Origin of the sequence: Sorangium sp. So ce381 (assembly GCF_051473845.1) — a bacterium.
GTDB lineage: Bacteria > Myxococcota_A > Polyangia > Polyangiales > Polyangiaceae > Sorangium > Sorangium atrum.
On record NZ_CP150336.1, the window covers coordinates 1,063,114 to 1,086,670 of the forward strand.

Genomic DNA, 23,557 nt, shown 5'->3' on the forward strand with positions numbered 1-23,557 from the left:
CGCATCCCGGGGCCGCGCGCCCTCCGGGATCATTCGAGGAGGTTGTCCCGCACCGGCATCCCCTTGCGGTGCTCTTCCTTGTCCACGTGCGGTGCGCGGGGCTTCACGCCGGCGTCAGGCTTGCCGCTCGGGACCATCGCCCCGCCGGCGCCGGCGTCCGCGGGGGCGCCGGCGTCGCGGACCAGGATGGCCTGGCCAGCCTCCCCGTCCGCTGGCGCCGCGGCATCCAACTCCTCGCCGGCGTCGGAGGCGCCCTCGCTCACGGAGCCGCTGGTCTGGGCGGGCGCGCTCTGGCCGCTGCTCCCTCCGGCCGCCCCCCGCCGGTCAGGGCCCGTCCGCGCGTCGGGGCCGCTCGGCGACGCGCCCGGGTCGCTCGCGCCGCCCTTGCAGGCAAGGAACGCCCCTGCGGCCATGGCGATCGCGATCGACGCGCCCGCCTTGAGCCGCCTCTTCAGCCGCCGCAGCCCCACCTTCTTCGGATCAGCGAACATCCGGCGCCTCCGCGCTCTCCGCCCCGTGCCGCGGGCGGCGTCTCAGCTGGATGGTCCTCGTGTCCCCGCAGGCAGCCTGCGCTGGCAGCGCAACGACGGGCAACGCTTCGGGGGCCGGGGCGGGATACCGGTTCTCATCGGCGCCGCGGTACACCCCGAAGATCGATAACGCGCTGTTGACGAGCTCGGCGAGCTCGAGCCGGCGCGGCATCACGTCCGTCATGTGGCAGACGAGGTACCAGGCGCGGAACATCGCATAGAAGAAGTCGTTGGGCGGGAGCTTGATGAGCCGCCTCACGAGCGGCAGCAGCGCAGGAATGGCGGCCGTGACAGCGAACACCTTGTGCAGGTTCTCGATCTGCCGCTTCTCCTCGTCGGACGAGAAGCGAAGCACCGACTCGGTGTAATAGCTGTCGTCGATGAGGTCGAAGTCCCCGCTGAAATGGCCGTGCTCGACCGCGTATGCAGCGATGCCCGTCCCCGGATAGGGCGTGCACAGCGTGGCGGCGGCGTAGTCCACGTCGAGCTCGATGTTGAGCTCCAGCGTCGCCAGATCGTCCTCGAGCGTCCCGCCCGGGATGCCGAGGATGTTGTCGGCGAAGACCACGATCCCCGCGCGCTTGAGGAGGCGGATCCCGTGGACGAGCCGGTCCATCCGGATCTGGCGCCGCAGGACGCCGTTCGCGAGCTCGGGGTTCGCGGTCTCTATGCCGACGTTGACGGTGTAGCAGCCGGACCAGGCGAGGAGATCCACCATCTCCTCGGTCATCATGTCGGCGCGCAGGTGGCAGTAATAAGGCAGCTTCACCTCGCGACGGTAGAGCTCTCCGAACTGCCTCAACCACTCGGCGTCGTACACGAAGATGCTCTCGCGAAAGCCGACGAACTGGAGCGGACCTTGCTTCATTACGTGGACGAGCTCGGCCACGACGTTCTCGGGGCTCCGGACCCGCACCTTCTTCCAGCTCGGGCCGTAGTGCTCGACCAGCGACGGGTTGAAGCAATAGCTGCAGGGGAAGGGGCACCCCCGGTTCGTGGTGAACGATTTGAGGGGGCGCCGCCGCAGGCTGTCGTCGTACTCGTACAGCAGATGCCGCGGAGGGAAGGGGATCGCGTCGAGGTCACGGCGCAGCCCGCGCGCTGGATTCCTGTAGATCTTCCCCTCCGACTTGACCCAGAGGTCCAGGATACCGCGGTGATCGTCGCCTCGCGCCAGCGCGTCGCACAGCTCGACGGCTGCGTCCTCGCCCTCGCCCTGGCAGACCACGTCGAGCCCCGGCGTCTGGATGACCTCCGGGTAATACGTCGCGTGCGGCCCGCCCATCAGCGACACCGCCTTCGGGTAATGCTGCTTGATGTGGTGATTGAGCCCGAGATAGTAGCGATGGAGCCCGGTCGTCGCCCCGAAGGCGATGACGTCCGGCCCGTACCGCCGCACCTCGGCGAGGACGTCGTTGCCGCGCGTGCCGATGAACTTGCACTCGTGGCCCGCTTGCTCCAGGCAGCCCGCCACGTACAGGGCGCCGAGCGGCTCGGCCCCCTCTATCTCCTTGACGATGAAGAGAACCTTGACCCCCATCGGCCGCACCTCCGCGAGCGTCTGTCGAATCGAACCGCGCCTGGCGCGGCGATGGTGCCACGACCTCACGACGGAAGGAAGGCGCCTTCTCCTCCAGCGCGATCCCGACGTCTCCACGTCCAGGTGGTGGTCAACTTTGCCCGAGGAAAATCACAGGGAGACGGCGAGGCATGGAGATTTGCTAAGTTTGTTTTTCTCCCTGCCTCCCCGCCTCCCTGTCCAAATTTGATCAGTACCCACGTCCAGGCGTCGAAGTCGTTGGTAGTCGAAGTGTTTGCTGTCAGCAGTGATATTCGGTGAGGTGCCACGCACCGCTACCGTCTGGATTCAAAAGCGCGACGACAGTAGATCAAATGGGTGGGTTGGTGGGTCGTTTGGGCACAAAAATGTCTGTGATCGACTTCTGCCGTGATCCAGGCGGGACAGGTTCTGGTACATCATGTCGAATCGACGCTGTTGAGTCGCAGCGTCGGAAACCCGTGCAGGTGCCGATCCATGTGGTCGGCGCTCGCACTAACTCGTGCCTTTCGTCGGGCGCGGCGTGGAGAACACGGTGAACCCCGAGCAACACACGCATCGCTGGCATCTCGAGCTTTTCGGCTCACAACTCAGGTACGCTGCGCCGCTCTTGCTCGCGCTCGTCGCGGCTTGCAACGGCAACATTGGTGGGGTCGGCCAGTCCACGGGGGCTGGCACAGACCCCGGCGGGGACGAGCCTGGGATCGTCCAGCCCCCGGAAGACGTGCTGGATTCGGCGTTCTGCCAGACGCCGCAGCCCGGTACGGCGCCGCTCCGCCGTCTCAGCAACTACGAGTACGCCAACACGCTGAAGGATCTCTTCTCCGGCGTCCAGGGGGTGGCCTCCACCGTCGACAAGGTGGTCGCCACGTTCCCGAACGAGTCCGAGTCGCTCGGCTTCCGCAACAACGCGAGCTTCTTGACCGTCGGTTCGCTCGTCGCGCAGAAGTTCCTCGACGCGGCGGAGCAGGTGGCCGCTGTCGCGGCCCGCGCTTCGGGCCTTGTCTCCTGCGATCCGGAGGAGCTCGGTGAGATCGAGTGCGCGCGCGAGTTCATCCGCACCTTCGGCGCCAAGGCGTACCGTCGGCCGCTCACGGAGGCCGAGGTCCAGAGTTACGAGGAGCGCTTCACCGCAGGATCGGACGGGTACACCTTCGACGACGGTATCGAGTGGGTCGTCTTCAGCATGCTGCAGTCGCCGAACGTGCTCTATCGCGTCGAGCTCGGCCAGGCGAGCACGGGTGACGTCACCGAGCCCACGCCGTACGAGATGGCCTCGCGTCTCTCGTACCTCGTCTGGCAGTCGCAGCCGGACGAGGAGCTCACGCGGGCGGCGGAGGCGGACGAGCTCGGCACGCCGGAGCAGCTCGAAGGCCAGGTGCGGCGCATGCTGGCCGATCCCAAGGCCGAGCGCTTGCTCGAGTACTTCGACCAGTGGCTCGACACCGACATCCTGAGCAGCATGAACCGCGATCCGGCGGTGTATCCGGACCTCTCGCGCGACCTGCCCGCCTTGCTGCGAGCGGAGACGCGCGCGTTCGTGAAGGACCTGCTCGCGAGCCCGAGCGGCTCGCTCGGCGACCTCTACGCCGGCGACTACAGCTTCGTGAACGCCGCGCTCGCGCAGCACTACGGCGTGAGCGGGGTGAGCGGCGACGATTTCGTCAGGGTCGACATGCCTGGCCGCTCGGGCGTGCTGACCCAGGGCATGATGCTCACGCGCGACAAGGCGACCCGCACCTCGATCGTCCGCCGCGGCCTCAAGGTGCGCACCGATCTCCTGTGCCAGATCGTGCCCGCGCCGCCCAACAACGTGAAGCTCGATCTCGAGGGCCTGGGAGAGGGGCTCTCGCAGCGCGAGCGCCTCGAGCTCCACCGCACCGAGCCGAGCTGCGCTGGGTGCCACTCGCTGATGGATCCCATCGGCGTGGTGTTCGAGTCGTTCGACGCCGTGGGCCGTCCCCGCACAACGGACGAGGCCGGCAGGCCGATCGACACCTCGAGCGACATCACGAGCACGCGCGACATCAACGGCCCTGTGGCGAGCGCCGCCGAGCTGGGCCAGCGCCTCGCGCAGAGCGAGGAGGCGCGCGCCTGCTACGTGCTGCAAAACTTCCGCTTCTTTTACGGCCGCGACAAGACCGACGCCGATCGCTGCTCGATGGCGTCGCTCTCGCTCGCGTTCAAGGACAGCGGCTACAGCCTGTCCGAGCTCGTGGTCGCGCTCACGCAGACCGACGCCTTCCGCTACCGCCCCGTCATCGTCCCGGAGAAACAATGAAACCTCTGAGCCGCCGTACCTTCCTGCGTGGCGCATCCGGAGTTGCGCTCGCGCTCCCGTTCCTCGATGCGATGCGTTCGAGCCGCGCGCGAGCGCAGACGCCGCCGTCCCCGCGCCGTATCATGTTCGTGTTCCAGGCGAACGGCGACGAGACGGACAGGCGCTTCGACGCCGGCGGTGAGACGAGCTTCCAGCTCGGCGAGTTCCTCGCCCCGCTCGATCCGTACCGCGAGGATCTCCTCTTTCTCAACAACCTGCACAAGCACTTCTACGATCTGCCGGAGTCCGAGCGGGCCGACAACCACCAGCAGGGCGGCAGCTCGCTCGCTCCGTGGAAGTCCGGCACCGGGTCGTTCCCCATCGGCGGCACCGAGAGCACGATCGGTTACGTGGAGGGGCCGAGCGCCGACTATGTGATCGGCGGTCGCGTGCTGGAGGCCAACGAGGGCGTCGCTCACCGGCACCTCGTGTACCGCGTCGGAGACAAGTGGAACGACATCTGGAACACGCACTCCCACGCGGGGCCCGCGGGTGAGCAGAACCCGATCCCGCCGGAGACGGACCCGTACGAGGCCTACGCCCGGATCTTCGCCTCCATGCCCGGTGGCGGGGGCGCGCAGCAAGAGGTGCTGAGGCGCCTGGCGAAGAAGCAGTCGGCCATCGATCTGGTGCGCGAAGAGGGGAACTCCCTCCTCACGAGGGTCGGCGCCGAGGACCGCGCCAAGATCCAGCAGCACCTCGACGCGATGCGCGACGTCGAGCGCGCGCTCCAGGCCGGCAACGGCGCGGCCGCGTGCGTGAACACCCCGCTCGGCGAGCGGCTCGACCCCTACGCCGACGAGAACCACGCGATCATGGGCGAGCTGTTCTTCAAGATCAGCGCCCTCGCGTTCGCCTGCGATCTGACGCGCGTGGTGCATTTCAACTGGAGCGGCAACACCAGCAACCGCGTCTACTCGAACCTGGGCCTCAGCGACGGGCACCACGACATCTCGCACAACAGCGACGACGACTCGTTCGCCAAGGTGCGCAAGATCCAGAGGCACCTCTGGGAGCAGAACACGAAGCTCTACGAGATCTTGAAGAACACGAGCGACGGCGACGGCACGCTCTGGGATCATACGCTCGTCGTGCACTGGAACGAGCTCGGGCAGGGCAACAGCCACACCATCGAGGACAGCCTGGTCGTGTTCGCAGGCAAGGCGCACGACTACTTCCGGCGCGGGCGGCTGGTGGATTTCCGCAGCGATCGCTCCTTCGCCGACATGCTCGTGAGCTGCTTCCACTACATGGGCTTCGAAGACATCAAGAGCTTCGGCGAGGGCGCGTTGAACATCGGGGGCGCCCTGCCGCTCACCTGAGCAGGCGCCGCTCCCGCCGGCGGCGCGGAACGCAGCGCATGCGGCGCCCCGCCTGCGGGCGCGCTCCGTAGGCTTTTCCAGGTGAGCGCTCCTCCCGCGGGTGCTTCACTGGGCGGCATGTCGATCATCCAGCCTTGTTTCGATCGGTCGGTCGTCGTCCGTGGCGCCGACGCCGAGATCGTCGGCTCTCCCGCCGCGCGGATCCAGCTCCTCGCGGACAGCAGCGCGACGGGCGGAGCCCTCTCCACCGTGCGCGTGACGCTCGCGAAGGACGCGGACGGCGCGCGGCCCCATCGCCATGATGGCTCGGCCGAGATGTTCTACGTGCTCGACGGCGCGGTGCAGGTCCTCTCGGGCAGCGACGTCGTGACGGCCGAGAAGGGCGATCTCCTCGTGGTCCCTCCGCGTGTCGCCCACGCGTTCGCCGCCGCGCGCGGCAAGGGCGCAGAGCTCCTGGTCGTCATCACCCCCGGGGTCGAGCGCTTCGACTATTTCCGCAAGCTGACGCGCATCGCCCGCGGCGAGGAGCCGCCCGAGACCTTGCGCGACGTGCAGGAGCTCTACGATACGTACTTCCTGAGCAGCCCCGAATGGGAGGCGGCGCGCCGGTGAACGCGCTTCACGTCGCCGCCAGCGCATCGACCTACGCCGCGACCGGCCCCCGCGCGCCCAGCGCCTGACCCCCGAATCACGTCGTTCGGCTTAACACGACTTAACGGTGGGCGGCCTCCGCCCGCGCTATTCAGGGCCGCGGGGGAAAACATCGCTCTCAGGAGAATCCTTATGATCGAGAAGAGCACTCTGTCCATGCATGCCTATTCTCGCCGTCCGTCACGCGCTGCCCTGCCGCGACTCGGCGCGGCGCTGTTGCTCCTCGGAGCCCTCGGCGCCGCCGCCTGCACCGCCGGTGCAGGCGTGGACGACGAGGAGAGCCTCGGGGTGGCGAGCCAGCGCGGAACTTACGATCTGACGAGCAGCTACACGGGCACCGTCGGTGACACCCGTGGCTGGCTCATCGAGTGGCAGGTCCCCGAGCTCCTGAACGAGTCCACGGCCTGGACCGCGGTGGGCCAGTGGTACTACAATCTGGAGTCCGGCATCTACCACAGCCCGGACGGGTGGTTCGTCTACTACTTCGGAGATGACAACGGTGTCACGGGGAATCATTCGAGCTGCAACACCCAGTGGGGCTCGGGTGGCACCTGCGGCGGCTCGCTCGGCGACCTGCAGCCCGGGCAGCAGGTCGTCTTCAAGTACGAGTGGTGCACGCCCGAGCGGGTCGCGAGCGTGACCGGCGCCCAGCTCTGCCTCTATGTCGACATGAAGGACGGCGCCGGCTGGCAGTTCCTCGCCCAGGACGCGCGCAGCACCGTCGAGATGTATGCGCACGACATCGAGCATTTCGCCGACGTGGGCCCGCAGTACCCCGAGCCGCAGGTCTCCTGCGAGGCGCCCATCAAGATGCTTCGCCAGCAGGTGAAGACGACGTCGGGCGCCTGGCAGAACATGTCGGGCGCGAGCACCTGGTCGTTCCACGACGCGGCTCCCTACGTCTACCAGAACAAGAACCTCAGCGCGTCGCCGTCGACCTGGGAGGCCTGCACGTCGACCGTGCCCACGAACAACTGCAGCGGCGTGCCCGCGTGGGCGTCGGCGCAGGTGTATACGCCCTCCACGCAGGTCACCAACGGCGGCCACCTCTGGTCGGCGACCCAGCAGATCTGGTGGTCGCACCCGGATTGCCCGCCCAGCAACCCGACGTTCTGGTGCCCGGCCGAGTGGGCCGACCTCGGGCCGTGTAACTGATCATAAAACCCACTCCCCACGAGGCGCGCTGGAGGCAACCCCTCCTTTCGGCGTAGGATGCGCAGGGCACATGCGCATCCTCCTCGTGGGGCTCTTGCTCCTCGTGCTGGCGACCGGGCTCGCCATCCTCCACCGCCGGCGGAAGCGGCGCTCACGCGCGCGCCCGCGCGGCGATAGCACCGTGGTCATGTACACGGCGAGCTTCGAAGCCATCCGGCGCGGGCAGCGGGTCTTGCTCCCGGAGCACGTCGTGCTCGCTGCGCTCTGCGATCGCCGGGTGGCAACGCTGGTCGCATCGGTCGGCGCGAGCGCCGCGTCCCTGCGGCGCGAGCTGACTCGACACCTCGCGGGGCCGCGCGAGGCACCCACGGACCTCGCCACGCTCGAGCTATCGCCGGCCGCGAATGCCATCGCGGATCGCGCCTGGTCGAGGTCGGTGTCGTGGCGGGGCCCGTCGCCGATCGATCTGGTGGTCGCGGCGCAGGCGGCGGGGGAGCGCTGCTTCGCCGCCGCGCTGCTCACGAGGGCGTGTCCCGACCTCGACCAGGCGAGCCGGAAGCCGCCCCGCGCCCCGGAGCGCAGCAACCATGCAGGGGAGCTGGTCGAGATCGTGTTCTGGAACGACGACGTGACCAGGATGGAAGCCGTGGAGCGCTTGCTCGTCGACTGCTTCGGAATGGACGAGGTCGAGGCGACGCATTTCATGCTGACCGTGCACCTCGCGGGCTCCGCCGCAGCGGGCCCGTATCCGCCGGACGTCGCCGCCGGGCTCCTGGCGCGCGCGACGCAGGTCGCGCGCGAGCGCGGCATGCCGATCCGGATCACGCTCGGCCCGGCGGCCGAGGAGATGGGCTTCACCTGGGCGACCGAGCCCGCCCGGGCGGAAGAGGCGCGCGGCGGCGAGCTGCGCGCGCCGCGATCCTCCTGAGACGACGGCTGGCGCTGCCAGAGCCCGATCCAGCACGGCGGCCCCGCGGTGAGCTCGATGAGCTCGTCGTTCAGCCGGCAGCTCGGGGCGGCGGATGGCGTTGTCGGCCGGGGGGCGGCGGGCGCCGGGTTGCCTGCGTCAGGGCGTCAGGGCGAAGCAGTAGATGCCGCCGTAGCCGCCGCCGCCGCCGACGGTGTTCGAGCCCTGCTGGGGGCCTCCTATGTCCACGATGGTGACCCCCGGCGCGCACCCCGGTGCATTGTGAGACGTTATCCAGTGGGACCCGCTCCCGCCCCCGCCCGGGCCGCCGCCGCCGCCCCGCGGCCACGAGTGTCCAAGCTGCGGTCCCCCCTCGGCCCTGTCTCCCGTCTTGGCCGTCCAGTCCTTGCACGTCGCCGTGGCGCCCTGGAGCTGCCCCTGGGCGTTGGAGCCCGTCAGGGTGTCGTGGTTGTCGACCGCGGGTTGGCCCGGATCGGGCTGGTGGTTGGGGACGCCGTCCTCGTTCGGCAGATCGTTCATGATCGCCGCGTCGGCCCCGCTGGGACGCGTGTTGAGCAGCTCCTCCTTCTCGTTCGCGACCAGCCGGCCGAGCCGGTCGTACCAGGGCCCCTCGCCGATCCGGTCGATCGCGTTGACCTGCTTCCCGTCCTCGCCTGCCGCGGCGCTCAGGAACGCGCGCCACGTCTTGCTCCCTGCGCCCGGGAGGCTCTTCTCGGCGATCGTCGCGCAGATCTTGTCCGCGCCGCGGAGGCCGGCGCCCGGCCCCGTCTCCCCGAAGCGGAGGTCGCCCCCGAAGCCGTCCTGGGAGCCCGACAGCTCCCGCATGGCGGCGAGGCTGGTCACGAAGAAGCTGAACTTCTCGGTCGTCCCGCCGCTCGAGGTGGATGAGGTGGTATCGCCGCTCGAGGTGGACGAGGTGGTATCGCCGCTCGAGGTGGATGAGGTGGTGTCGCCGCTCGAGGTGGACGAGGTGGTGCTGCCGCCGGAGGTGGATGAGGTGGTGCCGCCGCCGGAGGTGGTCGAGGTGGTGCCGCCGCCGGAGGTGGATGCGGTGGTGCCGCCGCCGGAGGTGGTCGAGCCGTCGCTCGAGGTGTTCGCATCCGAGTCTGACCCGGAGCAGCCGACCACGTGCGAGAAGAGCGCGAGGGTCAGAGGCAGCAGCAAGTGGAGATAAGTGCGTGTCATGGTCTGCGTTTCCTTTCTCGTGTTAAGCAGGAGGGCAGCCGCGCCGCGGGGCGGCGAGGCTCACTGGCATGGGAGGGCGCGCGGCAGGTCCTGTCCTCGGGGCGCTGCGCGCCGTCGTCGCAGGAGGTGGGCGCCGTGGAGCCTACCGCCTGCGCCCCGGAGCCCGACGTACTGTTGCTGCCAGCCGCACCCCCGAGGTCGAGCAGGCGAGGGACTGGGGGCCACGACCCAGCCAAGGGCGCCGGTGCCCCATCCGCCTGGCGAGTGGAATTTCTCAATTCAGCAAACTTTTTGCAACACCCAGATGGCTATGTGGCGACGCCGCAGGATCGAGGCTCAATCTTTTTTCGCGGGCTCTTGGATGGGATGTTCCGCCCAGAAGGTCGCGCTCTGTTGTGCGTGACACCTTCTCCGCCACGAGCTCGCTCGCCGTCGGTCGGGCGGCATGGAGCTCCGAGCGGACCGCGCGCGGCGCGTGCTCCCGCCCTCCAGAGCCGCTTTCCGTCACGCAACGCGGTCGTCCCGATTCGCGCCATCTGGTAAATTTGGAGTCAAGATCGATTCTTGGCTCCCTTTTGGCTTTACGGAGGTTCCATGTCTTTGGGTTCCCGCGCACTCCCGCCCACGCTTGCCGCCCTCGGTGTCGCCGCCCTCGTCTCGCTGCCCGGCCAGGCGCGCGCCGACGATCCCTTTGCCATGTCGGTTGGGATCTCCGTGTCGGTCTCCTTCGGCCAGAAGCTCGCCTTCGGTCTTGGCGGCGACCTCCGCGCGACGTTCCTCATGGAGGGCAGCATGGCCGGAGTGTTCGATTCGGGTCGCATGGGATTCGGTCCGTTCGTGCAGGCGACATGGCTCGACTTCTCTGCCGGCCGCTTCGCGATCGGCAGCCATGGCGGCGGCGATACCTCGGGCAACTCCGACCAGGCCGTCGCCTGCAGCATCGACGGTGAGCTCGGCTGGACGTACCGCACCCGCATCAGCGACGAGTTCCCGGCGCAGCACGGGCTCCACGTCGGCGCGATGGCCAGCCTGTTCGAACCGGTAGTCGTCGATTTTTCGGCGCGCGCGGTCATTCCGCTGTCGGGCGAGCTGTTCGTCCCCGAGGGGATGTTTGGCATGGGTGTCCGCGCCAATCGGCCCTTCGGAGAGCGGTCCCATGCCATCGACGGCCGGCCGCTGCGCACGGCCGACGGGGTGGTGCTCCCGCCGGTGCTCGGGCTGGGCCCTGCCGCGTCACGCCCGGCGCGGCTCGATCGCGCGACCCGGGCGGCGCTCGCGGGGGCATGGCTGGACAGCGCGCGGGCCGAGTGCGGATCCATCCCGGCGTTCGTCGCCCTCGCGCGGGACCTCATGGCGGTGGGCGCGCCCGCGTCGCTCGTGTCGCGGGCGCTCGCCGCGCTCGGCGATGAGGTCCGCCACACGGCGCGGTGCAGCGAGATCGCGAGCGCGCTCGCCGGGTGGCGCCTCAGGCCAGCGCTTCTCCCGCCTCCGGCGGCGCGCGACGCGGACCGCCAGGCGGCGCTCGTGCGGATGGCGCTCGAGGCGTGGCACGACGGCTGTCTTGGCGAGGGCACGGCGGCGGCCCGGGCGCGCCGGTCGCTCGCGGGGGCGAAGGACGCGGGCGTGCGCGCGGCGCTCGGCGAGATCGCGCGCGACGAGGCGCTGCACGCCGAGCTCGGGTGGCGCGTGCTCGCCTACTGCCTGGCCGAGGGCGGGCGCGAGGTGCGCGAGGCGCTCGGCGACGTGATGACGGGGCCGGCGCCGGCGCCGCCGGCGGATGACGCCGAGGTCGAGGGCGAGCGGCAGGAGGTGCAGGCCTTCGGCCGGCTCCAGCGCGCGGAGGCCGACGCCGCCTGGGACGAGACGTGGGCGGCGGCGCGGCGCGACGGGGAACGGATGCTCGTCGCCGCGTGAGCGGCCGCGGCGGGCGCGCCCGGCGGCGAGGGTGCCTGAGGGAGAACCGCATCGGGTGGAATTTTCTACTTGCGCTGCTTGTGCACGCTTTCGTCTACTGGGACGATGCGCACGTGGACTCATCTCTCTTCAGTGCTGGTGATAACGATCCTCGCGGCCGTGCCGGGATGTGGAGATGACGGAGAGTCGTTCGAGGGCGTGGTCCTCGGCCTGACCGATCGGTACGTCACCGAGGGCGGCGAGATCACCGTGAGCCGAGATATGTCGGAGTACGAGTCCGTCGAGGCCCAGGTGATCGCCGCGGATGGCGCGGTGCAGACCTTCCAGGGCGCGCTGTCGGCCGACGGCTCGCGCTGGGAGATCCCGGCGGTGCCCCAGGGCGAGTACTGGATCGTGACGACCACCGCGCCGGACGAGCGCGCGACGAACGCGCCGAAGAGCCGCGCGATGCTGCAGGCGACGGCGCGCACCGTCGATTTCGGTCGCGCGTACTCCGGGCGGCCCGACAACGGCAACGCGACGCAGGACACCGAGGCTGCGCTCACCGCGGACGGGCTCAAGGCCTGGCACCAGTTCAGCCGCGACGCGGAGGGCGCGGTGGTCCAGCCGCTCCAGGACAGGATCGAGCTCTACAGCTTCAATGTCGACGCGATGGCCTCGCTGGTCCCGGAGGAGGGGACGAAAGGCGCGCCCGCCGACGGGGACACGGCCTGCTCGGGCTGGGCGTTCAACTGGCGGCAGAAGGTCTTTCCGGCGTCGCACGACGGCGGGCGGCCGCTGGTCGATGGTTCCAAGGGCGATGTCCTGCACGTCACCCAGCTCGTCGCGCATCAGGCGGGCTCGCCACCCGATCAGGCGGACCCGCACGATCCCTGGTCCTCGTTCACGTACGAGGTGGCGGAAGCGTCGTTCTCGACGGGGGAGGTGAACATGCAAGACGGGCAGGCGATCGCCTTCGGCGGCTCGCTCGCGCCGCTCGATCTGTCGACCTTCGCGGCCGACCTCCGGATATCGCGGTTCATCGCGCAGGTGACGGCGAACGCGCCGGCCGTCCTCTCGAGCACGGTCACCTCGATGGTGATGTACCAGGAGCCCGGCACCGGCGTGCCCCTCTATGGAAGCACACCCACGTTGCTCCAGGTGCAGGTCACGAGCGGCCAGGAGCCGGTCGACCCAACCTGCTTCTCGACGGACGACACGTGCGAAGCTGAGCTTTGCCCGGATGGGTGCAATGCTGCCTTGACGACGTTCCACCCCGGCGACCACGCGGCGACGTACCAGTATGGCAACCCGTACGCCGGGAGAGGCATGGACCTGCTCGACGTGCGGGTGACGTTCCGCACGCGTGTGATGCATCCCGTCGATGAGGTCCAGGAGAGCCTGCGCGGCTTCGTTGCGGTCGTCACGAGCGCCGATGACGCGAACGGCGCGGCGGTGGAGCCGCTGCTCGGCTTGCCGCGGGACCCGCGGATCGACGGCGTGAGCCTGCCGGTGGACACGGTGACCGAGGGCGCCGGCGCGACACCGACCATCACCTTCGAGCCGCCGGATCTGGGCGAGCCGGACGGGTACCGCGTCGTCGTCTTCCTTTATGATGACGTCAAGGACGCGGACGGTGCGGTGCTGAGCCAGCGCACCAGCGTGCTCAGCGTCGACACCACGGCGACCACGGTCAAGGTGCCGGAGGGCGTGCTCGAGAGCGGGCGGTACTACAGCGTGCAGATCACCGCGTACCTGGGCGAGCACACGCGACAGGCGCCCTTCAAGTACCGAGGGGCGACGCTGGCCCAGGCACAGACGTACACGGGCATGTTCACGCCCTGAGGGCGGGAGCTCGCTGGCGCGCACCAGGCCCGGGCACCGGCGGTCGTGCCCGGGTTGGGGCCACACCGTCCCGACGCCCTGCGGGCTGGCGCAGCGGCCAGCCATCCCCTGCGGGCACGGCCACGTCGGGAAGGGCGCAGGTCGTCCCGTGGGGGCGAAACTTGCATCCCGCATGGCCTCGATGGATCGGAATCGACGTCACGCGAACGCGAGCGAGCTGAACAACCTGGTCCGGCGCAACATAGATACCCTGCTCGCCGTACGAGAGAAGATGGAACGTGGAAAAAACCACCAAGAGATGGTGGCAGACACGATCACCCGCTTCGCGGGGAGCATGCCTTTCGTCTATATCCACGCTCTCCTGTTCGGGGGCTGGATCCTGTTGAACCTGGGCATCGTCCCCGGGATCAAGCCCTTCGACCCATTCCCGTTCGTGATGCTGGCGATGATCGCGTCGGTCGAGGCGATCTTCCTGTCGACCTTCGTGCTCATCAGCCAGAATCGGATGCAGGCGCTCGCGGACAAACGGGCTGATCTGGACCTCCAGATCAACCTCCTCGCCGAGCACGAGGTCACGCGCTTGATCGGCCTCGTGGACGACATCGCTCGTCATCTCGGTGTCACCAGCGGAGAGGACGCAAACCTGGACGAATTGAAGAAGGATGTCCGACCCGAAGAGGTCATCGAGGAGATCGAGCGGGCGGCGCGCGACAGGCCCGGCACCTGAGGCCGCGTGAGCGCGCGAGGCCAGCTGCGGCACCTGGGGCTCGGCGCAGCTCAGCGCTTGCCCTTGCCGCCGCCTGCCTTTGCCGCGCCGCCGCTGCTCCCATGCGCGTTCGCCTTGCCGCCGCCGCCATGGTCCTTGTCGTGGATCATGACCTTGGTGCCGCCGCCATGGTCCTTGTCGTGGATCATGACCTTGGTGCCGGCGCCGCCATGATCGTTGTCATGGATCATGACCTTGGTGCCGGCGCCGCCATGGTCCTTGTCGTGGATCATGACTTTGACCTTGTCGCCGCCGCCATGGTCCTTGTCGTGGACCATGATCTTGACCTTGTCACCGCCGCGATCATGGTCGTGCACCTTCACATCCACGTCGGCATGCGCGCCGGCGTGCACGTCGACGCCAGGCCCATCGACGAAGGTCTTCACGAGGATGTTGACCCGCGGCGCCCGCGCGGCCGTCGCGATCACGCGCACGCCCGGCCGGTAGCCCCAGAGCGCCACGCGCGTCGTGCCGCGGAATCCGAGCGCGACCGTCAGTCGGAACGGGTTCACCACCGCCCCGAGCTTGCCCACGAAGTAGAATCCAGCAGAAGCCGGCGCGAGGACCAGCACCTCGGGTCGCTCGGCCACGAGACCCAGCTTGAGCGTTCGCCCCTCGATGGCGACCGGCTTGAGGTGAGCATCGAGCACATAGACGCGCACCTCTCCCGTGGCCTCGTTCGCGACCATCTCGAGCCGGTCGTCGCCGACCACCTGGACGGAGCCGCCGTGGGGGCCCACCGTGACCTCGGACACCTTGCTCTCCGCGCTCACCCTGGCGCTCGCCACGAGCTCGGCCGTGCCGCCCGCGGGCACGTGCAGCACGCCGCTCCACGGTTTGCCCGAGACGGTGAGCGTATAACTGATCTCCGTCAGGTCCGCCTCGAGCTTCGGCCCCGCCGCGACCAGGAGGCCCGTCCTCGCGTCGATCGCGAGCGGGATCGTCCGCGGCTCCCCGGACGGCAGCTTCCAGACGAGCGTGCCGCCCACGTCCTCCTTGATGCGCACACCGGAGCTGGCGGTGATCGCCGCTTTCACCTGGCCGTCGCCGTCGATGCGCCAGGCGACATTCCCCTCGTCGTGCTCCTCGACCAGCGCCGCGGCGCCGAGCTCCTCGCTCAGGGCCATCTCCGCGTTGGCCGTCGCCGTGGCCTCGCCGCAGGCGGGCAGGTGCGCGAGCGTGAGAGCCACCAGCGCGATACGAGCCATACGGATCATCGGTTCCTCCGTTGCCATCCTGTGCCTCGCCGGTCAGCGCCGGCTCGGTCGTGGCATCCTCTCGACTTCCTGGACAGCAGTGCGTCCTCCGGGGCGCCGCGGCTCATCAATCTCGTGGTGGGGACGTGTGGGATACGTGCGCGCCGTCCGTCGCGCGATGGCGACGGCCTGCCGCGATGGCCGCTGAGCGGGGAGGTGAGGAGGAGGGGTATGGTGCAGTGCCTCCACAGCAAGGACGGCAGGGTGGTGGCCTCCGCGGGCTGACGTGCTCAACCAGCCTGTCGGAAGAGGGCAATGCACCTGATTGCCGATCGCTCTTCCGCGCCAGGGAAGCTCTTGGCCCCCTGGTGCCGGACGAGGTCGCGCATGCTACCGTCCGTTCCGATCATGGAGGGGTCGATCCTTCGGCACATCGTTGCGAGCGATGGGACGCGCATCGCGTGGCACACGCACCAGCGCCCAGGCGACGAGGTGCAGCTGCGAGATCGAGCGCCCGTCGTCCTCACGAACGGCCTCAGCACGACGGAGAACTTCTGGAAGCACCTCGTCAGCGCGCTCGCAACGACGACCCACCTGGTCCACTGGAGCTACCGGGGTCACGGGCAGAGCGAGACGGCGCGCTCGGGCGACTACTCCATTCCCACCCACGCAGACGACCTTCTCCGGGTGACGGAGGCGGTCCGTGCACGTAGCACGTTCGCCGGCGCGCCGGTGCACATCGCCTTTTCCATGGGCGTCACGGTGCTGCTCGAGCTCTATCGCCGCCGTCCTGATCTCGTGCGCGCGATGGTGCTCATCGCCGGCGGCGCCGATCACCCCTACGCGTCGAGCGCCGCCTTCCGGATCCCCGGCGCGCGCGCGGCCCTCCGTCTGGCGCTGCGGACGGCGGCCCCCATCGTTCCTCGCATGGCGCCGGTCGTGCGCCGCGTCACGGCGTCCAGCGCCCTCTTCCCCCTGGGCCAGGCCGCAGGCGTCTTCGGGCCCGAGGCGCCTCAGGACGAGCTGGAGCATTTCCTCCGCGCCGTCGGGACCATGGACCTTCGCGCTTACTGGGAGTCTCTGCGGTCGTTGATGGCGGCAAGCGCGTCGGACGTACTCCCCCAGGTGCGGGTGCCGGTCCTGGTGATCGCGCCCGAGCGCGACGTGATGGCCCTGCGGGCCGATCTCGACGCGCTTCGCCGCCTCATCCAGGGTGCCGAGTGGATGATCGTGCCCCGCACAGGCCACGCGATGCTCCTCGAGGCAGGGGGCGTGGTGTCGGCCCGCATACAGGAGTTCTTGCTCGGCCTGCAGTAGCCAGGAGCCCGTGGGTCGAGCTCCCGCCACCTGCGCAGCCGCGTCGCCTGCCGCCGCCCCCTCATCGCGCGGTATCGCAGCTGGGTGAAGCGAGGCGTCCGGACGAGGGCGGGCGACTACACCGATCCGAGGTCGCTGCGAGAGGCGTTCGCCGGCGGAGACGAGCTGCCGGTGGTGTCCGGGATCGTGAAATAAAACGTGCTGCCCTCGCCGAGCCTGCTCTCCATCCAGATACTGCCGCCGTGAGCCTCAACGATGCTCCTGCAGATGTAGAGGCCAAGGCCCAGGCCTCTCCTGTCCTTCCTCCAGAGCGGGCTGCCTAGCCATCGGTCCGCGCGACGTCGGACTCCAGCCGGGCGACCTGACGCTTGTCGGGCATCCGGAGGATGCCCATCCAGGCGAACACACGGATGACCTGATAGGCCGGATCGATCTCGAACCACCGCACCGCGAAGTTGGGGCTCATCGAGTACTTGTGGTGGTTGTTCTGGAAGAGCTCGCCGAGCGTCACGAAGTCGAGGGCGAGCGTGTTGCGCGAGTCGTCGTCGCTGTTGAAGTTGCGGTAGCCGTAGCGGTGGCCGCACCAGTTCACGATCGCCCCGTGCAGCGGGCCCATGGTCCAGTGCAGCGGGAGGAACAGGAACTGCCACCAGTGCGAGGCGAAGGCCATGTAGAAGACCGTGTAACCCGTGCCCCACGCGATGCGGCTGATCCACGAGTTGCCGATGCGGTCGAGCGTGCGCCACTCGGGGTAGCCACCGAGGAAGCGCGGCTCCACGTCGGCGGTGCCGTCGCAGATGGCATCGTAGAGCTTCTTGGTCCGCCACATCATCGAGGCGGGCTCGGCAAAGTACCGCGGCGAGTGGGGATCCTTCGGCGTGTCGCTGTACGCGTGGTGCGTGCGGTGCAGGATCGCGTAGGCCCAGGGGACGAGGTACGAGGAGCCCTGCGTGAGGTACGTGAGAAGGTGAAATACTCGCTCCGAGCGCTTCGACATCGTGAACATACGATGCGACGCGTACCGGTGGAGGAAGAAGGTCTGGAAGAAGACCGCGAGCGTGGAGTGGGCGATGAGGACAACAACTAACTCCATGCGCGGTTTGTACAACGAAGCGCGCCTGGCGGGAAGCCAGCTCACGATCATAATCGAGCCCATCGGATACGATCCGCCGGCCTCGTTTCATATGTCCTCACAGCGCCCCGTGCCGTCCGTGACGACGAGCTGCGACCATCCATCCTACGGAGAGAGTTTCCGCGCGGTATCGTGCTGGATCCTGCCCGCACAGGGCGCAGCGCGGGGCGGCTCCGCGAGGGGCCTGCGCTCGGGGGCTGCACGTCCCCGCGCCTGTCCGGACGATTCGGGTAGGAATGGCGACGGGCGATGGTTTGGCCATCGTCGCTGACATACTGGCACGCGGCGGTCAGGGTTATCGGCAGATTGATCGAGCGTCCGTTGGAGACGTTGGTGCGTTCGAGGGCGATGTGCTCCTCGTGGCCTTGGGTCGATCGAAGCGGGCTCAGGGGTCTGCCGCAACCGGCCTGCGCGTGCGGCTCGGTCGCCGACGAGAGAACTCGGGTGTACGAAGGAATCGACACCTCGACGGCCACCAGGACGCTCCCCCCGCCCCACCAACCTGGCATGGATTCCCGATTTTGTCTTGACGTCGAGGATCGCCAACCGTATGTTGGTCTGACCAACGGACAACATGACCAGCGCCCCCCGCTTCCGGACGGTGTCCCGTTCGGCGATCTACGTCGACGTCGCCGACCAGATCCGCGACGCAATCCTCAATCGCTCGCTTTCGTCAGGCGAGCGCCTCCCGCCCGAGCGCGAGCTCGCTCAGCAGTTCGGGGTCAGCCGCGCGACGATCCGCGAGGCGCTCCGCCACCTCCAGGCGCAGGGGCTGCTCGCGTCGCGCGGTCGGACCTCGCCGATGCAGGCCGCGAGCCCTGACGCGGCGGTCGACCGCTTCTGCGAGGCGCTCACCCACGTTGTCCAGCTCCGGAATGTGTCGCTCCCGGACCTCATCGAGCTGCGCGTCGCGATCGAGACCGCCGCGATGACCCGCTCGGCGGCCGCGCCGGTCGCCGCTCACCTCGACGAGGCGCGCGCCGCGCTCGAGGAGATGGATCGGGAGCAGATCTCCCCCACCGAGTTCCACGACGTCGATATCGCATTCCACGTCGCGCTGGTCGCGGCCTCTGGCAACCAGGCGCTCGCCCTCGTGATGGTCGCGGTCAAGGACAGCATCCGGATCCACCTCGAAGAGGCGCTGCAGGCGCGCTCGTTCGCGGCGATCCGCCCGCGGGTCGTCGAGGAGCACCGGGCGCTCCTCGGCGCGATCGAGCGCGGTAACGCGAAGTCCGCCGCGACGCTCCTCAGGGCGCACCTCTCGGAGTTCTACGGCACATGAACCCGCTCGACGAACTTGCCCTCATCCTGGGCGACGGCCTGGTGACGGATCGTGACATCATGGAGGGCTATCGCCGCGATCAGGCCCTCTGGGCGCCCGGCGGCTGGCCCGTCGCGGTGGCGCGGCCGGCCTCGACCGCCCAGGTGCAGGCGCTGGCGCAGTGGGCGACCCGGCACCGCACCGCGCTGGTGCCGCGCGGCGCCGGGACCGGGGTGGCCGGCGGCGCGACCGCCAGCGACGGCTGCGTGGTGCTGAGCTTCGAGCGCATGAACCGGATCCTCGCGATCGACGAGGCCTCGATGCTCGCAGTCGTCCAGCCGGGGGTGCTCAACGGCGAGCTCAAGGCCGCCGCGCACGAACGGGGGCTGTGGTATCCGCCGGACCCGTCGAGCTACGCCGTCTCGAGCCTCGGCGGCAACGTGGCCACCAATGCGGGCGGCCTGTGCTGCGTGAAATACGGTGTCACGTCCGATTACGTGCTCGCCCTCGAGGCGGTCCTCGCCGACGGGACGGTGCTCCGCACCGGCGGCCGGAGCCGCAAGGACGTCGCCGGCTACGATCTGACACGGCTCCTGGTCGGCTCCGAGGGCACCCTCGCGCTGATCACCGAGATCACGCTGCGCTTGCGGCGGCGGCCCCCGCCGGCGACCACGCTCGTCGCGACGTTCACCTCGCTCGAGGCCTCGGGCCGGGCGGTCGCGGCGATCGTCCGGTCGGTCGATGCGTCGATGCTCGAGATCATGGACAGCGCGACCCTCCGCGCCGTCGAGCGCTTCCGCCCTCTCGGCCTCGACACCGAGGCTGCCGCGATGCTGATCGCGCAGAGCGACGCGCCCGGGTCCGCCGAGCTCTCCGGCATGCAGGCGGCCTGCGAGGCCGCCGGCGGGACGGTGATCGCCACCACCGAGGACGAGAGCGAGGGGCAGATGATGCTCACCGCGCGCCGCCTCGCGCTCACGGCGCTCGAGAAGCTCGGCACGGTGCTCGTCGACGACGTCGCCGTGCCGCTGCCGCAGCTGCCGGAGATGTTCCGTCGGATCGAGGCGATCGCCGCCGCGACGCAGACCACCATCGCGACGGTGGCGCATGCGGGCGACGGCAACCTTCACCCTCTCGTCGTGTTCGATGGAAACGACGCCGCGGCCGAGGCGCGCGCTGTCGCGGCCTTCAACGAGGTGATGGCGCAGGCGCTCGACCTAGGCGGCACGATCACCGGCGAGCACGGCGTCGGCACGCTCAAGCGCGGCCTCCTCACCCGCCAGCTCGGCGCGGCGTCGCTGGCGCTGCACCGCCGCATCAAACACGCCTTCGACCCGGGCGGCATCCTCAACCCCGGAAAGGTGATCGACAGCTGACGTGGCGTGATGTCCGCGCTGCGCGGCGCCGCCTCGCGCGGCGCCGCCGCGATCAGAGCCCGGTGTAGATCGTCGCGAAGGAGGCCGCCTCGCCGCGGAGCAGCAGGCTGAGCCGCGGGTTCGGCACCTTGAAGGTGTGAATCTTGGCGTTCCGCACGTCGAGCACCGCGAAGGCGCCGCCTGGCGTGCTCTCCGCGAGCCCGTTCATCAGCAGGTTCAGCACGACCGAGACGCGCTTGGACGACAGCGGCTCGCCGCGGAAATACATCTTGATGACATGGGGCGTCCCATCGATGACGAGCCCGAGCTCCGGATTGACGTTGATCTCGAGATCACCCAGGCGGTACGTCGACGCCGGCGGCTCGAACCACGTCATCTTCGCCGAGGCGAGGAACTTGCGATATCCATTCACGACCGACGGGTAGATGCGGCGGCGCCGCTCGTCGTGCTGCGCGGCGAGGAAGCCGTCGAGCACGCTGGTGGGCTTTCCGCTCCTGTGCATGTCAACGATCGCCTCTCGCACCTGCCTGTAAAAGTCCGTGTAGAGCTCGTCCTTCCGTTCCTTGAACTCCCTGACGCCGGTCAGCTTGGGCGTCCCGGCCTTGAGAACGAAGTCGACAAAGTACGTGAGCGAGATCTTTTCCATGAAGTCTCCTGCAAAACGAAGCATTCGGGCGCGCCATCGACACGCGTCGTACGAGAGACACGCCGTCGCGCCGCGTCCTTGGTGTCTACCATGGATAGTCATCTTCGACCCGTCGGGAAAGGGATCGGTCGGACGGACATTGTCCCAACCTGTCGATGGCGGACGGATGCGCCGCGGGTCGAAAAAGTATCGTGATTACGTGTATTTGCGTTGGCGGTCGGGCGCGCTTCATCCGGCGCCGCGGGGCTCCTCCCGGCCGAGCGAGTGGCCATGACGAGAGGTGGCGCGCGCGGCAGAGGTAATCGACAGAATCCAGCTGTTGTCCAGGGGATCTCCTGTGGAGAACCCCTGTGGAGAACTGGAGAGGAGGGGGCGTGATCGAGGTGTGGACCCGGTCGGACATGGTCTGTCATAACCACGTGCTCCTTGGCGCTTGACGCTGCCCGCGGGCGGAGGATGGGGCCGGAACGCCCCCGGAGCGCCTGGACTTCCCGCCCCCTCACGATGTGTTTGGCTCTGCGCTGAGCCTGTGTTTCGAGGTCGACTCAGCGCGCGCCTGGTCGCGCCGTCGCGACGGAAGGATTCCTGCTCCGCTCTCCCTCGCCTCCGGCATTCCGCTTGCGTGCGGCGGTCGGCCGGCCAGACTACGCCGCCGTGCTCGCCATCGAAGCGTCCTCCGTGAGGAAGGTCTACCGCGGCTTCTTCCGTCGGAGCGGCGGGCAGACGGCGCTCGCAGGCCTCGACCTCGCCATCCAGCGCGGCGCCGCGTTCGGGCTCATCGGCCTCAACGGCGCGGGCAAGACGACGTTCATCAAGACGCTGCTCGGCGTGGTGCGCCCGACGAGCGGCGCCGTGCGCGTGCTCGGCGGCGAGCCGGAGGACCCGGGCGTGCGCGCCAGGATCGGGTACCTGCCGGAGCGGCTCTTCTTGCCCAGCGCGTTCACGCCGCGGCAGTTCCTCGCGAGCGTGGCCCGCATGAAGGGCCTCTCGCCGGGCGAGGGCGCGCTGCGCGCGCTGGCCGAGAGGGTAGGGCTCGGGGCCGACTCGGACCGCAAGATCGGCGGGTTCTCGAAGGGGATGCGGCAGCGCCTCGGGCTCGCCGCGGCCTTGCTCGGGCAGCCGGAGCTCCTCGTGCTCGACGAGCCGACCGACGGCGTCGATCCGCTCGGCCGCGCCGAGATCCGCAGGATCCTGGGCGAAGAGCGCGCGCGGGGGGCGACCTTGTTCCTGAACTCGCACCTCCTGTCGGAGACCGAGCGCATCTGCGACCGCATCGGCATCCTCGCGGGCGGGCGGCTCGTGCGCGAGGGCGCGCTCGTCGAGCTGTGCGGCAGCGAGACGGCGTACCGCGTGCGGTTCGCGGACGGCGTCGACGCGGCGAGGGTCGCCGCGCTCGGGTTCCGTCAGGTCGACGGGGAGGGCGGGTGGCGCCTGGAGGCCGAGAGCCCCGCGGCGCTCAACGAGGCGCTCGATCAGGCGCGGCGCGCCGGCGCCCTGCTCGTCGAGCTGTCGCGGGACCTGCGCGACCTGGAGGACGTGCTGGCGGAGGCGCTGGGCGCGGGCGGCGCTCGCGGAGGTGCGGCGTGAGGGCGGCGCTGAGCGTCGCCGGCGACCTCCTGCGCGAGGCCTCGTCGCGGAGGTGGTTCCTCGCCCTCGGGATCGGCGTCACGCTCGCGCTCGTGGTGATCGGGAGCGCGCTGCAGCTCGAGGTGGTGGACGGCGCGCTCGCGGCGACGCGGCTCTTCGGCAAGGAGGTCGGCCGCGGCGAGATCCGCTCGGTCGACGTCGCGCTCCGCTACGTGGGCCGCGCGCTGTCGTATGTGCTGTTTTACGGGGGGCTCGCGTTCGGGATCGTCTCCTGCGCCGATTTCGGCCCGAGCCTGCTGGCGCCGGGGCGCATCGAGCACCTGCTGTCGCTGCCCGTGCGGCGGTTCGAGCTCCTCCTCGGCACGTTCCTCGGCGTGCTCGCGCTCTCGCTCGTCAGCACGCTGTACGGCGCCGTCGGGATCACGGTCATCTTCGGGCTGAGGGCGGGCGTGTGGCTGGCGAGCCCGATCGTGGCCGCGTTCCTCGCGAGCGCGACGTTCGCCGGCATCTACGGGGCGATGCTCACGACCGCGGTGATGGTGCGGAGCGCCGCGCTGTCCGCGGCGGTGGGGATCGCGCTGTTCTTCCTCGGCATCATCGCGGGGTACCGCGAGCAGCTCGACTCGTTCTTCGAGCCCGGCCTGGCCCGCGGGGCCTTCCGCGCGGCGACGCTCGCGCTGCCGCGGGTGTCGGCGCTCGCCGACGCGTCGGCGGATATCGCGGTGGCGACGGCGATCAAGGGGGATGTGCTCGCCAGCCAGGTGGCAGGGCTGCTCATCTTCGGCCTGGCCGCCCTCGCGGTGGGCATCCATGTGTTCGAAGAGAAGGATTTCTAAGGTGAAGCGGCGATGCTCGACGAGGCGGTGAGCGATCGGAATCGGCAGCTCCG

General features: G+C 69.4%; 20 protein-coding genes and 1 pseudogene. 14 read left to right on the forward strand and 7 right to left on the reverse strand.

The features are described from left to right. Positions 1–29 precede the first annotated feature (29 nt). Together WMF29_RS03960 and WMF29_RS03965 are read right to left on the reverse strand one after the other, a co-directional pair. On the reverse strand, positions 30–491 hold the full coding sequence (locus WMF29_RS03960; RefSeq protein ID WP_437327555.1) for a hypothetical protein: 462 nt from the start codon (positions 489–491) through the stop codon (positions 30–32). Then, entirely contained in the window at positions 481–2,070 is a 1,590-nt protein-coding gene (locus tag WMF29_RS03965; protein WP_437327556.1) for a B12-binding domain-containing radical SAM protein, read from the reverse strand. Before WMF29_RS03965 ends, WMF29_RS03960 begins: the two co-directional genes overlap by 11 nt. Positions 2,071–2,623: 553 nt before the next feature. On the opposite strand from WMF29_RS03965, the gene WMF29_RS03970 reads away from it, so the two are divergent. From WMF29_RS03970 to WMF29_RS03990, 5 genes are all read left to right on the forward strand, one after another. After that, positions 2,624–4,369: a DUF1592 domain-containing protein gene (locus tag WMF29_RS03970; protein ID WP_437327557.1), complete on the forward strand. Its 1,746-nt coding sequence runs from the start codon at positions 2,624–2,626 to the stop codon at positions 4,367–4,369. Between the two features lie 71 nt (positions 4,370–4,440). Continuing rightward, entirely contained in the window at positions 4,441–5,730 is a 1,290-nt protein-coding gene (locus tag WMF29_RS03975) for a DUF1552 domain-containing protein (RefSeq protein WP_437327558.1), read from the forward strand. Positions 5,731–5,847: 117 nt separating this feature from the next. Beyond that, the gene (locus WMF29_RS03980; protein WP_276597168.1) at positions 5,848–6,342 is read left to right on the forward strand and encodes a cupin domain-containing protein; all 495 of its coding nucleotides are present in this window, start codon (positions 5,848–5,850) and stop codon (positions 6,340–6,342) included. Positions 6,343–6,537: 195 nt separating this feature from the next. Continuing rightward, the gene (locus WMF29_RS03985; RefSeq protein ID WP_437327559.1) at positions 6,538–7,536 is read left to right on the forward strand and encodes a hypothetical protein; all 999 of its coding nucleotides are present in this window, start codon (positions 6,538–6,540) and stop codon (positions 7,534–7,536) included. Positions 7,537–7,606: 70 nt separating this feature from the next. Beyond that, positions 7,607–8,464, forward strand: a complete 858-nt coding sequence (locus WMF29_RS03990; protein ID WP_437327560.1) for an ATP-dependent Clp protease adaptor ClpS — start codon at positions 7,607–7,609, stop codon at positions 8,462–8,464. Between the two features lie 138 nt (positions 8,465–8,602). On the opposite strand, the gene WMF29_RS03995 is transcribed toward WMF29_RS03990, so the two are convergent. Next, the gene (locus WMF29_RS03995; RefSeq protein ID WP_437327561.1) at positions 8,603–9,307 is read right to left on the reverse strand and encodes a hypothetical protein; all 705 of its coding nucleotides are present in this window, start codon (positions 9,305–9,307) and stop codon (positions 8,603–8,605) included. Here WMF29_RS03995 and WMF29_RS04000 point away from each other — a divergent pair. From WMF29_RS04000 to WMF29_RS04015, 4 genes are all read left to right on the forward strand, one after another. Beyond that, positions 9,288–9,638: a hypothetical protein gene (locus WMF29_RS04000; RefSeq protein WP_437327562.1), complete on the forward strand. Its 351-nt coding sequence runs from the start codon at positions 9,288–9,290 to the stop codon at positions 9,636–9,638. The two genes, WMF29_RS03995 and WMF29_RS04000, sit on opposite strands and share 20 nt — an antisense overlap. A gap of 707 nt (positions 9,639–10,345) precedes the next feature. After that, on the forward strand, positions 10,346–11,563 hold the full coding sequence (locus tag WMF29_RS04005; RefSeq protein WP_437327563.1) for a hypothetical protein: 1,218 nt from the start codon (positions 10,346–10,348) through the stop codon (positions 11,561–11,563). A gap of 132 nt (positions 11,564–11,695) precedes the next feature. Next, entirely contained in the window at positions 11,696–13,387 is a 1,692-nt protein-coding gene (locus WMF29_RS04010; RefSeq protein ID WP_437327564.1) for a hypothetical protein, read from the forward strand. A 172-nt stretch (positions 13,388–13,559) separates the two neighbouring features. Then, the gene (locus tag WMF29_RS04015; RefSeq protein ID WP_437327565.1) at positions 13,560–14,114 is read left to right on the forward strand and encodes a DUF1003 domain-containing protein; all 555 of its coding nucleotides are present in this window, start codon (positions 13,560–13,562) and stop codon (positions 14,112–14,114) included. Between the two features lie 50 nt (positions 14,115–14,164). Here the strand turns inward: WMF29_RS04015 and WMF29_RS04020 are convergent, their stop codons facing one another. After that, on the reverse strand, positions 14,165–15,370 hold the full coding sequence (locus WMF29_RS04020) for a hypothetical protein (RefSeq protein ID WP_437327566.1): 1,206 nt from the start codon (positions 15,368–15,370) through the stop codon (positions 14,165–14,167). 366 nt (positions 15,371–15,736) lie between these two features. On the opposite strand from WMF29_RS04020, the gene WMF29_RS04025 reads away from it, so the two are divergent. Then, positions 15,737–16,666, forward strand: coding sequence for an alpha/beta fold hydrolase (locus tag WMF29_RS04025; protein ID WP_437327567.1), 930 nt, complete (start codon positions 15,737–15,739; stop codon positions 16,664–16,666). Positions 16,667–16,899: 233 nt separating this feature from the next. Here the strand turns inward: WMF29_RS04025 and WMF29_RS04030 are convergent. Further along, positions 16,900–17,064, reverse strand: a pseudogene (locus WMF29_RS04030) (hypothetical protein); the annotation flags it as partial. Continuing rightward, positions 16,986–17,759, reverse strand: a complete 774-nt coding sequence (locus WMF29_RS04035; protein ID WP_437327568.1) for an acyl-CoA desaturase — start codon at positions 17,757–17,759, stop codon at positions 16,986–16,988. The gene WMF29_RS04035 and the pseudogene WMF29_RS04030, both read right to left, overlap by 79 nt. 613 nt (positions 17,760–18,372) lie before the next feature. On the opposite strand from WMF29_RS04035, the gene WMF29_RS04040 reads away from it, so the two are divergent. Together WMF29_RS04040 and WMF29_RS04045 are read left to right on the forward strand one after the other, a co-directional pair. Beyond that, positions 18,373–19,080, forward strand: coding sequence for a FadR/GntR family transcriptional regulator (locus tag WMF29_RS04040; RefSeq protein WP_437327569.1), 708 nt, complete (start codon positions 18,373–18,375; stop codon positions 19,078–19,080). After that, positions 19,077–20,435: an FAD-binding oxidoreductase gene (locus WMF29_RS04045; RefSeq protein WP_437327570.1), complete on the forward strand. Its 1,359-nt coding sequence runs from the start codon at positions 19,077–19,079 to the stop codon at positions 20,433–20,435. The genes WMF29_RS04040 and WMF29_RS04045 overlap by 4 nt, the downstream gene beginning before the upstream one ends. Before the next feature lie 52 nt (positions 20,436–20,487). On the opposite strand, the gene WMF29_RS04050 is transcribed toward WMF29_RS04045, so the two are convergent. Continuing rightward, positions 20,488–21,081: a hypothetical protein gene (locus WMF29_RS04050; protein ID WP_044963911.1), complete on the reverse strand. Its 594-nt coding sequence runs from the start codon at positions 21,079–21,081 to the stop codon at positions 20,488–20,490. 654 nt (positions 21,082–21,735) lie between these two features. Between WMF29_RS04050 and WMF29_RS04055 the strand changes: the two genes are divergently transcribed. Together WMF29_RS04055 and WMF29_RS04060 are read left to right on the forward strand one after the other, a co-directional pair. Next, the gene (locus tag WMF29_RS04055) at positions 21,736–22,668 is read left to right on the forward strand and encodes an ABC transporter ATP-binding protein (RefSeq protein ID WP_437327571.1); all 933 of its coding nucleotides are present in this window, start codon (positions 21,736–21,738) and stop codon (positions 22,666–22,668) included. Further along, positions 22,665–23,504, forward strand: a complete 840-nt coding sequence (locus tag WMF29_RS04060; protein ID WP_437327572.1) for a hypothetical protein — start codon at positions 22,665–22,667, stop codon at positions 23,502–23,504. Before WMF29_RS04055 ends, WMF29_RS04060 begins: the two co-directional genes overlap by 4 nt. Positions 23,505–23,557 lie beyond the last annotated feature (53 nt).

Coding starts and splice junctions, on each gene's coding strand:
- WMF29_RS03990 (WP_437327560.1), top strand. CDS start 7,607: ATGCGCATCCTCCTCGTGGGGCTCTTGCTCCTCGTGCTGGCGACCGGG.
- WMF29_RS03975 (WP_437327558.1), top strand. CDS start 4,441: ATGCGTTCGAGCCGCGCGCGAGCGCAGACGCCGCCGTCCCCGCGCCGT.
- WMF29_RS04050 (WP_044963911.1), bottom strand. CDS start 21,081: ATGGAAAAGATCTCGCTCACGTACTTTGTCGACTTCGTTCTCAAGGCC.
- WMF29_RS04000 (WP_437327562.1), top strand. CDS start 9,288: ATGGCGGCGAGGCTGGTCACGAAGAAGCTGAACTTCTCGGTCGTCCCG.
- WMF29_RS04040 (WP_437327569.1), top strand. CDS start 18,373: ATGACCAGCGCCCCCCGCTTCCGGACGGTGTCCCGTTCGGCGATCTAC.
- WMF29_RS04020 (WP_437327566.1), bottom strand. CDS start 15,370: ATGATCCGTATGGCTCGTATCGCGCTGGTGGCTCTCACGCTCGCGCAC.
- WMF29_RS04015 (WP_437327565.1), top strand. CDS start 13,560: ATGGCCTCGATGGATCGGAATCGACGTCACGCGAACGCGAGCGAGCTG.
- WMF29_RS03960 (WP_437327555.1), bottom strand. CDS start 491: ATGTTCGCTGATCCGAAGAAGGTGGGGCTGCGGCGGCTGAAGAGGCGG.
- WMF29_RS04035 (WP_437327568.1), bottom strand. CDS start 17,759: ATGGAGTTAGTTGTTGTCCTCATCGCCCACTCCACGCTCGCGGTCTTC.
- WMF29_RS03985 (WP_437327559.1), top strand. CDS start 6,538: ATGCATGCCTATTCTCGCCGTCCGTCACGCGCTGCCCTGCCGCGACTC.
- WMF29_RS03965 (WP_437327556.1), bottom strand. CDS start 2,070: ATGGGGGTCAAGGTTCTCTTCATCGTCAAGGAGATAGAGGGGGCCGAG.
- WMF29_RS04045 (WP_437327570.1), top strand. CDS start 19,077: ATGAACCCGCTCGACGAACTTGCCCTCATCCTGGGCGACGGCCTGGTG.
- WMF29_RS04005 (WP_437327563.1), top strand. CDS start 10,346: ATGTCGGTTGGGATCTCCGTGTCGGTCTCCTTCGGCCAGAAGCTCGCC.
- WMF29_RS03980 (WP_276597168.1), top strand. CDS start 5,848: ATGTCGATCATCCAGCCTTGTTTCGATCGGTCGGTCGTCGTCCGTGGC.
- WMF29_RS04025 (WP_437327567.1), top strand. CDS start 15,737: ATGCTACCGTCCGTTCCGATCATGGAGGGGTCGATCCTTCGGCACATC.